This is a genomic window from Streptomyces colonosanans, from assembly GCF_001866645.1.
In the GTDB taxonomy this organism is placed as follows: domain Bacteria; phylum Actinomycetota; class Actinomycetes; order Streptomycetales; family Streptomycetaceae; genus Streptomyces; species Streptomyces colonosanans.
The window spans coordinates 24,110-36,796 of the sequence record NZ_MLYP01000036.1; the positions used below are offsets into that span (position 1 = coordinate 24,110).

12 protein-coding genes are annotated in these 12,687 nt (G+C 70.6%); 3 read left to right on the forward strand and 9 right to left on the reverse strand.

Annotation, left to right across the window (positions count from 1 at the left end; genetic code table 11):
* Positions 1 to 95 precede the first annotated feature (95 nt).
* Entirely contained in the window at positions 96 to 806 is a 711-nt protein-coding gene (locus tag BIV24_RS13065) for a type 1 glutamine amidotransferase (RefSeq protein ID WP_071366435.1), read from the forward strand.
* A 27-nt stretch (positions 807 to 833) separates the two neighbouring features.
* On the opposite strand, the gene BIV24_RS13070 is transcribed toward BIV24_RS13065, so the two are convergent.
* The 9 genes from BIV24_RS13070 to BIV24_RS13110 form a co-directional block, all read right to left on the reverse strand.
* The gene (locus BIV24_RS13070; protein ID WP_071366436.1) at positions 834 to 1,103 is read right to left on the reverse strand and encodes a hypothetical protein; all 270 of its coding nucleotides are present in this window, start codon (positions 1,101 to 1,103) and stop codon (positions 834 to 836) included.
* A gap of 156 nt (positions 1,104 to 1,259) precedes the next feature.
* Positions 1,260 to 2,717 (reverse strand): APC family permease, encoded by a 1,458-nt coding sequence (locus BIV24_RS13075; RefSeq protein ID WP_071366437.1) that lies wholly within the window; start codon positions 2,715 to 2,717, stop codon positions 1,260 to 1,262.
* A 249-nt stretch (positions 2,718 to 2,966) separates the two neighbouring features.
* Entirely contained in the window at positions 2,967 to 3,581 is a 615-nt protein-coding gene (locus BIV24_RS13080; RefSeq protein ID WP_071366438.1) for a TetR/AcrR family transcriptional regulator, read from the reverse strand.
* Between the two features lie 273 nt (positions 3,582 to 3,854).
* Complete coding sequence (locus BIV24_RS13085) at positions 3,855 to 4,700, reverse strand: fumarylacetoacetate hydrolase family protein (protein WP_071366439.1); 846 nt, start codon at positions 4,698 to 4,700, stop codon at positions 3,855 to 3,857.
* 13 nt (positions 4,701 to 4,713) lie between these two features.
* On the reverse strand, positions 4,714 to 5,634 hold the full coding sequence (locus tag BIV24_RS13090) for a 3,4-dihydroxyphenylacetate 2,3-dioxygenase (RefSeq protein WP_071366440.1): 921 nt from the start codon (positions 5,632 to 5,634) through the stop codon (positions 4,714 to 4,716).
* Positions 5,627 to 7,090 carry an aldehyde dehydrogenase gene (locus tag BIV24_RS13095; protein ID WP_071366441.1) on the reverse strand — a complete coding sequence of 488 codons (1,464 nt, stop codon included), beginning with the start codon at positions 7,088 to 7,090 and terminating at the stop codon, positions 5,627 to 5,629. The genes BIV24_RS13090 and BIV24_RS13095 overlap by 8 nt, the downstream gene beginning before the upstream one ends.
* A gap of 31 nt (positions 7,091 to 7,121) precedes the next feature.
* Positions 7,122 to 7,928, reverse strand: coding sequence for an acetoacetate decarboxylase family protein (locus BIV24_RS13100; RefSeq protein ID WP_071366442.1), 807 nt, complete (start codon positions 7,926 to 7,928; stop codon positions 7,122 to 7,124).
* Positions 7,925 to 9,148, reverse strand: coding sequence for an NAD(P)/FAD-dependent oxidoreductase (locus BIV24_RS13105; protein ID WP_071366443.1), 1,224 nt, complete (start codon positions 9,146 to 9,148; stop codon positions 7,925 to 7,927). Before BIV24_RS13105 ends, BIV24_RS13100 begins: the two co-directional genes overlap by 4 nt.
* 1 nt (position 9,149) lies before the next feature.
* Positions 9,150 to 9,338 carry a ferredoxin gene (locus BIV24_RS13110; RefSeq protein ID WP_071366444.1) on the reverse strand — a complete coding sequence of 63 codons (189 nt, stop codon included), beginning with the start codon at positions 9,336 to 9,338 and terminating at the stop codon, positions 9,150 to 9,152.
* A gap of 351 nt (positions 9,339 to 9,689) precedes the next feature.
* Here BIV24_RS13110 and BIV24_RS13115 point away from each other — a divergent pair, with 351 nt between their 5' ends.
* Together BIV24_RS13115 and BIV24_RS13120 are read left to right on the forward strand one after the other, a co-directional pair.
* Complete coding sequence (locus BIV24_RS13115) at positions 9,690 to 11,054, forward strand: glutamine synthetase family protein (RefSeq protein ID WP_071366445.1); 1,365 nt, start codon at positions 9,690 to 9,692, stop codon at positions 11,052 to 11,054.
* Between the two features lie 58 nt (positions 11,055 to 11,112).
* Entirely contained in the window at positions 11,113 to 12,429 is a 1,317-nt protein-coding gene (locus BIV24_RS13120; RefSeq protein WP_071366446.1) for a cytochrome P450, read from the forward strand.
* The last annotated feature ends 258 nt before the right edge of the window (positions 12,430 to 12,687 follow it).

Consider the following 12,687-nt stretch of genomic DNA (forward strand, 5'->3'; position numbering starts at 1 on the left):
TTGAAGTCAAACGATATGATCGGGCGGCGGACCGCCACAAGGGCTGAACAGGATCGATCCGGCAGGTCACCGGATCAGGGAAAGGAGCTGCCGACGTGCGCGCACTCGTCATCCGGCACGAACATGTCACGGAGCCAGGACTGGTCGGCGCCCGGCTCGTCGAGCGCGGATACGACCTCACCACCCTCACGGTGGTGCCGCAGGACCGGCACCACGCACCGAACGTCTCCTACGACTTCCCCGACGCCGACGGCTGGGACCTGATCGTGTCGCTCGGCGCCCCCTGGTCGGTGTACGACGAGGAGGTCATCGGCGGCTGGATCGGCGGCGAACTCGCCCTGCTGCGCCGGGCCCACCTCCTCGGCGTGCCGGTGCTCGGCGTCTGCTTCGGCGCCCAGGCGCTGGCCACCGCACTCGGCGGATCCGTCGAGTCCGCTCCCCGTCCCGAGATCGGCTGGACGGAGGTCGACACCGACGATCCCGGCCTGGTGCCGCCGGGCCCCTGGCTGCAGTGGCACTACGACCGCTTCCTTCCGCCGGCGGATGCCAAGGAGGTGGCCCGCAACTCCGTGTGCACGCAGGCCTTCCAGGTGGGACGCTCCCTCGGGGTGCAGTTCCATCCGGAGATCACCATGGCGATGATCCGCGGCTGGCTCGAACTGGGCGGCAAGGAGCAGTGCCTGCGGCACGGCCTGGATCCGGACGAGCTGCTCGCGCAGAGCCGCACCATGGAACCGGCAGCACGCGAGAGGGCCGGCCGCCTGGTCGACGGCTTCCTCGACCGGGTGGCGAACACCCCCCGCTGACACGCGACGAGGCCCCGGCGATTCGCATCACCGGGCCTTCGGCTTGACCCCGCCCGCGATCACATCCGGGCGTGCGAGGCGCGTCCGGCCTGCCAGACAGGCCGCCTGCGCGATGGGCAGCACCAGCAGCAGAAACGCTGCGGTGAACGCCGGGAGCCGACCGGACGGAGCCGCCGCGACCGCGCTGAACAGTGCCGCGGCCAGCGCCAGGACCAGCGTCTGGCCGAGGTTCTGCGCAGTCTGCATCGCGCCGCTTGCATACCCTTGCTGCCCGGACGGAGCGTGGGCGAGAGACATTGACTTGCTCCTCGGGCTGAAGCTCGAGGATTCTGGTCTTCTCTTCCGTTGGTGACGAGCCTGTGCCGTGACACTCGGTCGTGCAGGCGCCCCTGCACCCAGGAGGACGTCCGGTGCGGTCCGGCCCCGAGGCCGGACCGCACCGGACCGCATGTGTCAGTTCCGCTCCCCGGCCCTGCCGCGGGTCAGCCGGGCGGCGGCGACCCCGAGGGCCAGGATCACCGGCACGGTGAGCTGGAGCCACAGGGCGGTGGTCTTGTCGCCGCCGATGAGCGTGGTGAAGTTCTGGACGATCAGCACGATGGCACCGGCGATGCCGAGTGCGCCCAGGGCGGGGGCGACGAGCGTGTTCCAGGGCCGGGTGTCGGCGCGCGAACGACGGAAGAAGGCGATCACCGAGACGGAGGTCAGGAAGTAGAGGAGCATCATCGCCAGCACCGCCACCCCGCTGAACCAGGAGAAGAGCGTCAGCACCGGGTCCTTGCCCAGCAGCGCGAAGGGCGCGACCAGCAGCAGTGCGATCACGGTCTGCACGTTGCCGGCCACCCAGGGCGAGTGACGCCGGTTGATCGCGGTCAGTCTGTGCGGCAGCAGGCCTTCCCGTCCGAGGGAGAACAGGTAGCGGTTGGCGGAGTTGTGGAATGCCAGGACACCGGCGAAGAGCGAGGTGGCCAGCAGCACCGGCAGCACATCGCCGGTCCAGGCGCCGAACCGGTCGGCGATGGGCCCGAAGACGAAGGTCGTGGCATCGCCGGACTCCAGCGCCGCGCCCGCGTCGGCCGTGGCCTTGGACGCTCCGTGCGCGGAGATCAGCATCCAGGAGGTGAAGGCGAAGAAGCCGGTGACCACCGCGACCGACAGATAGGTGGCCCGGGGGACGGTCTTACGGGGTTCGCGGGCCTCCTCGCCGTAGATGGCGGTGGCCTCGAACCCGAACATCGACGCCACGGCGAACATCAGGGCCACCCCAGGAGCGCCCTGGAGCACGGCGGACGGCGAGAAGCTGTCGGTGAAACCGAGCCCCTCGGGCCCCCCGCCCTTGAAGAAGGTCACGAGGGCGAAGGCGAACAGGATGCTGAACTCCGCCAGCACGAAGACCGTCAGGACCTTGGCGCCCATCTCGATCCCCGCGGCACCGAGGACCTGGACGACGGCCATGGTGACCAGGACCCAGACCCACCACGCCACATGCACACCGGCGTAGTGCTCGACCAGTCCGCTCACCGTCGCGCCGTACAGCCCGTACATGGCCGCCTGGATGGCGCAGTAGGCGAAGAGCGCGACGGCCGCGCTTCCGGAGCCGGTCAGGCGGCCCAGTCCCTTGCCGATGTAGGTGTAGAAGGCGCCGGCGTCCACGACGTGCCGGCCCATGGCGACGAAGCCCACGGAGAACAGCAGGACGATGGCGCCGGAGACGACGTACGCGGCGGGGGTGCCGGCTCCGTTGCCGATCCCGACGGCGAGGGGTACGGCCCCGGCCATGCCGGTCAGCGGCGCCTGTGCGGAAAGAACGAAGAAGAGGATGCCCAGGACGCCGAGGGAATTGGGCTTGAGCCTGCCTGACGTGGAGGAATCGTGCGCGATGGGCGGGGAGGCCGCCGTCTGAGTGTCCACTCGAATCACCTGCCGGGAGCGGGATAGCAAAAGTTCGTTTAAGGCCAAACGAGTTGCCTCATGGTGGGCTGGAACTATCCGCTTGGCAAGAGGTTGAGCCGAGATTCCCGGCATGCGGTCGTGCCGGTCCGTCTCGCCGCAGGGCGCGGGCCGGTGCGAGGCCGCCACGCATCCCGGGAAGATCCCGTGACGTATGCGAAAGGCCCCGGAATGCGCCGCACCAGGGCCTTTCGTGTCCTGCTCAGCAGGTCATGCGCCGCCGTCGCCGTCGGCGTGCAGGAGTTTGAGCAGGCGGCGCAGTTCGTCCAGCGCGTTGTCGGTGACCCCGGGTTCGCCGAGGACGAGCTGGTGCAGGACGAGGCCGTCCAGCGCGGCGAAGACCAGCCGCGCCAGCGCCCGGTCGGCGCCGGCCGGCAGCATCCGGGACAACTCGCGCCGGGTGGCGTCGAAGTACTCGTCGTACAGGGCACGGATCTGCGGCAGCAGTTCGGGCCTGCGACGCGCTTCGAGCAGCAGCTCGTACTGGAACGCCTGGGTGCCCGGATCCGCCGTGACCATGTCGGACAGCCCGGTGGAGAAGTCCGCGACCTCTCCGGTGCCGGGTTCGAGCGCGCTGATGCTCAGGGAGGTGCGGATCGTATGGGCGAGGGCCTCTTCGATCAGCGCGTCGCGCGAGCCGAAGTGGTGCACAACGAGCCCATGGGTGACCCCGGCCTCCTCCGCGACGGCCCGATAGGTGAGCTTGCGCAGTCCGCCGCGACCCACGACCCGCACGGCGGCGTTCAGCAGGGCTTCGCGTCCCTGCCCGTAGTGCACACGCTTGCGCGGTTGTCGGCTCCTGGGAGCGTCCGCGGAATCGGTCATGTCTTCGACCCTATCCGCCCTGTGCAGGGCACAGCGTCGCGCCCGCGACGGAACGCACGTGTCCCGCAGGCACACCGCGCACCCCGCACCGGCCGACCCGACGCGTCACCGCTCAACCGGCGGTCCCGCACCTTGGCGACCCGCCTACCCGACACCCGCAACGCACCACACCCCCACCCCGCAGCCGGACACACATACTCCGCCAGCACGCGCCGCTCGGCGCGCCTCGCGTGCCGCACCGGGCGGCCCCGGTGCGGCACCTCGGTATGGGGGTCAGCGCTTGGGCGGCCGGATCCCGCGGAACTCCCAGTCGCCGCCGAGGGCGGTGGACAGGACCTCCTCGGACTCCGTGGGCTGCGCGCCCACATCGGTGCGCACGGGGGTCGGCCCGGTGACGATGTGGTTGGTGAGCCGGCCCAGGCCCTCGACCTCCACCTCGACGACGTCGCCCGGCTGGACCGGACGCGAGTTGGCCGGGGTGCCGGACAGCAGGACGTCTCCGGGGTAGAGGGTGATGGTGCGGGCGATGTCGGCGACGAGGTAGTGCATGTCCCACTTCATTTCGTCGGTCGAACCGTCCTGCACCACCTCGCCGTTGACGTACGTCCGCAGCCGCTTGCCGTGGAAGTCCCAGTCGGTGACCAGGCCGGGGCCGAGCGGGCAGAGGGTGTCCGAGCCCTTGACGCGCAGCATGGACCCGGCGTCGGTGTCACGGAAGTCGTGCAGGCCGTAGTCGTTGGCGACGGTGTAGCCCGCGATGTACTCCCCCGCCTCGGCCGGGGAGATGTTCCGCGCGGTCTTGCCGATGACGATGGCGACCTCGCCCTCGTAGTTGAGCCACTTGCAGCCCTCGGGGCGGACGATCGCGCCCTCGTGGGAGTTCAGTGCCGAGGTCGGCTTGTGGAAGTAGGTGGGCGTGTCGGGGAGCCCGATCTGGAACTCCTCGACGCGGCTGCGGTGGTTGAGGTGGACGGCGATCACCTTGGACGGGACGACCGGGGGCAGGTGGTGGGCGTCCTCGGTCTTGACGCGGCGGCCGTCCGCGGCGACCAGTTCGTCACCTTCGACGGTGACCTGGACGGCGGCGCCGTCCAGGAGGATGCGGCGGTACTCGGGCATGCGGGGCTCCTAGTTACGGCTGTGCGGCGACGGGCGTCGAAGGATCGGTGGCGGTCCAGCCGGCGGCGGGGCGGTCGAACCAGAGGTGGACCTGGCCGGTGCCCACGGAGTTCTCGTACTCGCCGTACTGGCGGGCCCTGGCGACGCACGACTGCTCGCCGAGGGCGCCGGCCATCATCAGGTAGTGGAAGAACTTCGCCTCGGGCTTGTACTTCCAGAACTCGTCCATCGTGTCGAGGACCTTGTCGTGGCGGCCCTCCTTGAACCAGGCGATGCGCTCCTCGTCCGCCGCGCGCGCCTGCGGGGTGAAGATGTGCGCCGGATCGCTGGCCTCGTGGTCGCGCAGCTCGCGCAGCGGCCAGAAGGTGTGCGAGAGGGCGCCGGAGGCGATCAGCAGCACCCGGCGGCCGGGGGTGGCGGCGATGCCGTCCGCCAGGGCCCGGCCGAGGCGCAGATGGTCCTCCATGTCGCCGGTCTGGCAGACGCCGATGGTCACCCACCTCTTGTCCGGCAGGCCCTCACCGAGGAACTTCCAGAGGTTGAGCGTGGCGTAGTAGACCGGCAGGTAGGCGTCGTCGATTCCGGTGATCCAGGTGCCGTGCCGGTCGGCGAACGAGGCGATGTTGTGGGCGAGTTCTGGGTCGCCGGGGAAGTCGTACGGCATACGGCACATACCGCGCGGCAGTTCCTCGGAGGTGAACAGGCCCGCCCGCCGGTCCTGCGCGGTGACGACGAACTCGACGGTGGTCGCCCAGTGCGAGTCCAGGACGACGACGGTGTCGTAGTCGTCGCTCTCGAAGACGTCCTTGCGGAGCTGCTCCAGGCCGGTGACGAGGGTGATCTCCTTGCCCTCGTTCAGCTCCAGGCGGTCGGCCTTCGGCAGCACGATGGTGGGGACATGGGCGAGCAGGCCCGCCCCGACGATCTCACCCATGGTCCTTCCATCCCTTCGGGGCGGTCACGGTGTTCTTCAGGTCGCAGTAGAAGTCGAAGCTCCAGGTGCCGCCTTCGCGGCCGACACCGGAATGGCGGGAGCCGCCGAAGGGTGCCTGCAGGTCGCGTACGAAGAAGCAGTTGACCCACACGGTGCCCGCGACGAGCTGTGCGGTGACGCGATCGGCGCGCTCGCGGTCGCCGGTGGCGACGGTCGCGGCGAGGCCGAAGCGGGTGTCGTTGGCGAGGCGGACGGCTTCCTCCTCGTCACTGAAGGTCTGCAGGGTCAGGACCGGGCCGAAGACCTCCTCCTGGACGATCTCGGAGTCCTGAGCGACGTCGGTGAGGAGGGTCGGCGCGTAGTACAGGCCGTCCTTACGGTGACCGCCGATGACCGCGCGGGCGCCCGCCGCGACGGCCCGCTGGACGAAGCCGTCGATCTTCTCCAGTTGCCGCGCGTGGATGTTGGGGCCGATGTCGGTGGCCTCGTCGCGCGGGTCGCCCTGGTCGAGCCGTGCGGCCTTCTCGACGAAGCGGCGCGTGAACTCGTCGGCGACCGACTCCTCGACGAGGATGCGGGTGGCCGCGAGGCAGACCTGGCCGGCGTTGTCATACTGCTCCACCGCGAGGTCGGTGGCGAGGTCCAGGTCGGCGTCCGCGAAGACCAGCAGCGGTGACTTGCCACCGAGTTCGAGGCTGAGCGGGGTGAGGTTGGCGGCGGCCGACTCCGCGATCCGCTTGGCCGTGGGCACGGAGCCGGTGAAGCTGATCCGCCGCACGTCCGGGTGGGAGACGAGAGCGCTGCCCACCTCGGCACCGTAACCCTGGACGACATTGAGGACGCCGGCCGGAAGACCGGCCTCGGCGGCGATGTCGGCGAGCAGCGAAGCGGTCAGCGGCGACCACTCGGCGGGCTTGAGGATCACCGTGTTCCCGGCGGCCAGCGCCGGGGCCACCTTCCAGGTGGCCAGCATCAGCGGCGCGTTCCACGGGGTGATCAGCACACAGGGGCCCGCCGGGTCCCAACTGACGTGGTTGGTGTGACCGCGCGTCTCGAAGTCGTCGTGGTCCAGGCGCAGCAGCCAGTCGGCGAAGAAACGGAAGTTGTGGGCGACCCGCGGCATGACGCCCCGGCGGTGGGAGCGCAGCAGGGCACCGTTGTCGGTGGTCTCGACGATCGCGAGGTCTTCGAGACGCTTCTCGACGCCGTCGGCGACGGCGTGCAGGATACGGGCGCGTTCGGTCCAGGTCGTGGCGGCCCAGCCGGGGAAGGCGGCCTTCGCGGCGGCCACGGCGGCCGCGGCCTCCGTGGCGGTGCCGCGGGAGATCTCGCCGATGGCGCTTTGGTCGATCGGTGAGACATCGGTGAACGTCTCGGCGGAGGCGACGCGCTCGCCGCCGATCCAGTGCCGGGTGTCGACGGCGGTACCGGCGACGGTGATGGTGTGGTCGGTCATGTCCGGTCTCCAAGTCCTCTCAGTGCGGGCGTCACTCGGCGCCGGACGTGCCGGACTCCAGCAGCCGCCCGCCGTCCCACACGACGCCGACCTGGCGGTAGTAGGCGGCGATCGGCTCGTGGATCTCCAGGCGGGCCAGCTCCTCGGTGGGTGCCTCGAACAGCTCCAGCTCCGCCTCGCCGCGCCAGGCCTGTCCGGCCTCGAAGGAGGCGGCGCCGGACTCGACCAGCTCGTCGAGGGCGAGCCCCTTGCCCTTCTCGATCGACGGCAGCCAGCGGTGGTGCGCCATGGGGTGGCCGTTGACGAATCCGTTCGTCTCGGACGGCTCGCGCAGGGTGACCACGGCCTGGGCCAGGCGCCGGTCCGCGGCGGCGAGGGTGGCGCCGAAGCGGGCGCCGGCCTCGATGCTCGGCGCGGGACCGTAGGGGTGCGGACGCGTCTGGTGGATCGAGCCGAGCTTCTTCGGGTAGCCCTGGTGCAGCCCGCGGGCGATCGCGAAGTCCTTGTCGACCCAGATGTAGACGCAACGCGAGTACGTCTGCCCGCGGTAGGAGCAGCGGACGACGGCGAAGGCCTCCTTGTACTGGGCGCGCACCGGGTCCAGCAGTTCCTCCCCCGACGCCGAACAGGACTGCCAGTCGGCCCAGATCAGCGCGACCGCGCCGGGGTCCTCGTCGGCCAGTTCCAGTGGCTCGGGCAGCAGTTCGCGTACCCGGGCGGGGTCGGTGCGGTACTCGACGGTCAGCAGGTCGCCGGAGTAGCGCCAGGGGGGTGAGGGGATCAGCGACGAGGAGCCGGTCGCCGTCTTGGGAGGGAAGTAACCGCGGACGCTGGTCATGTCGGGATTCCTTGGGCGGTGAGGGCGGGCTGCTTGAGGAGTTCGGAGCGGTAGCGGGCGGCGGCACCCACCGCGGCCTGGCCGCCGAGGGCGACGACACCGACCAGGCTGCCGTCGCGGTGGTATCCGACGAGGACGTCCGCGCCCGGATCGCCGTCCAGGACCCGCACGTCGCCCTTGCCGAGCCCGGGTGCCCCGAAGGACTGCAGCCGGAACTCGTGCTGGTCGCTCCAGAAGGTGGGCAGCGGCGCGAAGGGCGCCAAGCCGGCGTCGACGCCCGTGAGATGGGCGACGAGGGCCTTCGCGGCGTGCCGGGCTGTGTCGGTGGGGATCGACCAGTGCTCGACCCTGCGTGCCACGCCGTCGTAGCGGGCGTTGGGGAAGCGGGCGACATCACCGACCGCCACCACGTACGGGAGACCGCCGACCCGCAGCTGCTCGTCGGTGAGCACACCGTCGGACAGATCGAGGCCGTTGCCGTCGAGCCACTCGGTGTTGGCGACCGAGCCCACGGACTCCACGACCACGTCGGCCGCGAGGACCGTGCCGTCGTCGAGCACGACCCCGGTGACGCGGTCCTCGCCCTCGAAACCGGCGACGCCTGCGCCGAGCGCGAAGCGCACCCCGCGTTCCTCGTGCCGCCGCAGCAGCGCGGTGGCGAGCAGCTCACCGAGCGGCCCCACCATGGGCAGGGGCAGGGGGTCGACGACGGTGACCTCGGCGGCGCCGAGCGCGACCGCGGTGGCGGCGACCTCACAGCCGATGAATCCGGCGCCCACCACGACCACGCGCACGCCCGGCCGGGTCAGCTCGTCCCGCAGGCCCTGTGCGTCGGCGATCGTACGGACCGTGTGCCGGCCGGCGAGCGGGCCGGGGCAGCGCAGTCGGCGGGGCCGCATTCCGGTGGCGACGACCAGGCCGTCGAACGGCAGCTCGGTGCCGTCCTCCAGCACGACGACACGGTCCGCCAGGCGGGCGGACGTGACGCCCGTGCCCAGGCGCCAGTCGACATCGGCGACGGACGCCTTCGGTGTGAAGGCCAGCGACGCGAAGGGCGCCTTGCCCGCCAGGACCTCCTTCGAGAGCGGGGGCCTGTTGTACGGCATGTGCGGCTCGGCCCCGACCACGGTGACGGCGCCGGTCCAGCCCGCGGCGCGCAGCTGCTCGGCGGCCCGCAGGCCTCCCATGGAGGCACCGGCGACGACGATGCGGGCGCCCATGTCAGTCCTCGATCCGGATGGCCTGGAGCGGGCAGACGTCGGCGGCTTCTTCGACCTCGGCGCGCAGTGCGTCGTCCGGGTCGGGGACGTACGCCAGGCGACCGTCGTCGTCCATGCGGAAGACATCGGGAGCCGCGAAGACGCACTGGCCGTGGTCCTGGCACTTGTTCATGTCGACGACGACCTTCATGGCCGGTCCTCCTGAGGGGTGAGGGCGTCGGAGCGAGGCGCTGGGGGTGGGGTGAGAGGGGCCCGATCACGGTCGGACCGGGCCCCTCGTGCCAAAGGGGTGCGGGAAGCCACACCCCCAACTCGTTTGGCGTCAAACAACATAGGAATCGCACCGGACGCTGGTCAAGAGCTGTCCAGATGGATAAATTTTTTCGACCACCCCCTTGCGGGCCAGGAATCCCACTTCTTATCGTTCGGGCTCAAATGACTGCCCGGGCGACTCCCTCTTCAACCCCCGGGCTCCCGTCCTTCCGCCCTCGGAGCCCCCAGGGTCCGAGGGCGCCCCACCATCCCGCCCAAGGAGACATCGGTGAGCGCCCAGGACACCCCAGACATCCGCCGGCACATGGAGCGGCTCGCCGCCGAGGGCATCGACGTGGTCCGGGTGATCTACCCCGACCTCATCGGCACCGACCGCGCCCGCGACGTCCTGCTGGACCATCTCCCGTCGGCCTGCGCGCACGGTCTGGCCTTCTGCAAGGCCGTGTACCACACCAGCCCCCAGGGCGACGTGGTCCCCGTCGCCGGAGGACTCGACGCAGGACTGCCCGACATCACCGTACGGCCGGACCTGGACACGCTCGTGTCGCTGCCGTGGGAGCCGGGCGTCGCCTGTTGTCTCGGCGAGGTCACCGACGCGGCGACCGGCAAGCCCGCCGCCGAGTCGCCCCGCGACCTGCTGCGTTCCGTGCTGGCCCGGTGCGCCGAGCAGGGACTGCGCCCTGTCGTCGGCCCCGAGCTGGAGTACTTCCTGCTGGAGCCCGCCCCCGGCACGGCCACCGGTTGGCGCCGCGCCCCGGAGGCCACCGGTGCCGTCTACACCGCCGGACTGCGCGCCGACCCCGGCAACCATCTGCTGCGCACCCTGCGACACCTGCGTGACCTCGACCTCGGCGTCATCACCGGGAACCACGAGTTCGACGGCGGCCAGTACGAGATCAACCTGACCCATTCCGACGCCCTGGACGCCGCCGACCGCGCCTTCCGCTTCAAGGCCGCGGTCAAGGAACTGGCCCGTCGCGAAGGCAACCTGGCCACCTTCATGGCCAAGCCGTTCGGCGACGCGGGCGGCTCGGGCTTCCATCTCCACCTGTCCTGCGAGACCGCCGACGCGGCGGACTCCCGCAACGCCTTCGACGACCCCGCCGGGGCGTACGGCCTGTCCGCCACCGCGCGTCACGCCGTGGCGGGCATCCTCGCCCATGCCCCCGCGCTCGCGGCGCTGGCCAATCCGACCGTCAACTCCTACAAGCGCTTCGGGCCCGACACCCTCGCGCCCTGGCTGATCGACTGGGGGCTGGACAACCGCAGCGCCATGGTCCGCATCCCGCCGGAGCGCGGTTCGGGTGCCCGTATCGAACTCCGCCTCGGCGACGCCGGAGCCAACCCCTATCTGCTGATCGCCGGGACCATCGCCGCCGCGCTGCTCGGCGTCCAGGCGGGCCAGGAGCCACCGGCCCCGCTGGAGGGCTACGGCTACGACACCGCCCGCGCGTCCCTGCTGCCCATGAACCTGCCCGCCGCGCTCGACGCCCTGGAGGCGGACACCGCGCTGACCAAGGTCCTCGGCAAGGACTTCACCGCCTCCTTCCTCACCTACAAGCGCGACGAGGTCGAGCGCTTCGAAAGGCACGTCACCGACTGGGAGTTCACCGAGTACGCCTACCACCTTTGAAGCCCCCGGAGTTCTCGGCCCTCCGCACCTTCACCCCTCGCCCAGGAGACCCATCGCCATGACCCACCCCGTCGTCCCCGCCACCCCCACCACCAGCGCCGAGCTGCGCGCCGCCCTCGACGAGCCGCTCCCCCTCGACCAGGTCGACCTCGCCGACCTCGACAACTTCGCCGACGGCATCAAGCCCTGGCGCATGTTCCACACCCTGCGCCACGAGGACCCGGTGCACTGGCAGCCCGAGGAGGCACCCAACTCCGGCTTCTGGGCCGTCACCCGCCATGCCGACATCGCCCGCGTCGACCGCGACGCGGAGACGTTCACCTCCTCGAAGTTCGTCAACCTCGAAGAGGTCGACGACGACCAGATCAAGAAGCGCGCCTCCATCCTGGAGATGGACGGCGTCCGTCACCGCGCGCTGCGCAGCGTGATCCAGCGGCAGTTCGGCGCGAGCGTCATCAACAGCTACGGCGACTTCTTGCGCGGTCTGACCGCCAAGACGCTCGACGCGGCCCTGGCCAAGGGCACCTTCGACTTCGTCAAGGAGGTGTCCGCCGACTTCCCCATCAACGTCCTGGCCCGCCTCCTCGACGTGCCGCCGGAGGACAACCAGCAGCTCATCGACTGGGGCAACCGGATCATCGGCAACACCGACCCGGACTACGCGGACGTACTGCTGCACACCGAGGAGAGCGAGAAGTACCGCGACCTGCCCTTCCGCTCCCCCGCCTCGCTCGAGGTCTTCGAGTACGGCCGCGAACTCGCCCGGCAGCGCCGCGGAGGCAACGGCACCGACCTCGTGTCCCGGCTCGTCAACGAGACCCCCCGCGACGGCGTCCCGCTCTCGGCGCGGGACTTCGACAACTACTTCCTGCTGCTGGTGGTCGCCGGCAACGAGACCACCCGCCACACCATCTCCCACTCCATGCTGGCGCTCCTCCAGCACCCGGAGCAGCTGGCCCGCCTCAAGGACGACCCCTCGCTCATCCCGGCCGCGGTGGAGGAGTTCCTGCGCTGGTCCTCGCCCGTCTACCACTTCCGGCGCACGGCCACCCGTGACGTCGAGCTCGGCGGCAAGCATGTCAAGGAAGGCGACAAGGTCGTGATGTGGTTCGCCTCCGGCAACCGCGACGAGAAGGTCTTCGGCAACCCGTACGACTTCGACGTCACCCGGCAGGACAACGACCATGTCACCTTCGGCAAGGGCAGCCCCCACCTGTGCCTGGGCAACCTGCTGGCCCGCACCGAGATCCGCATCATGTTCGAGGAACTGATCCCGCGCATCGCGGACATCCGCCTCGCCGGCGACATCCCCCGCGTCCGCTCCAACTTCGTCAACGGCATCAAGAAGCTGCCGGTCGAGGTCACCCTGGCCTGACGAACGTCCCGGCAGCCGAAGACCCCGGCTCCCCCGTTTCTACGGGGGAGCCGGGATCCGGTGCCTGCCTGTCGGGGCACTAGCGCCGCGGCAGGCAACGTTCGCCCCGTCGCGACGCCCGTCACGCTCCCCCAAGCTCTTCGAGCAGGGGGTACCCCCTGCTCGCCGCACCGACCGAAAGCCCAAGTACGTCCAGTACGAGGGCTTCCGGCCGGCACGCCGGTGGGGGCACCGCCCGCGCGAGCGAAGCCGAGCGTG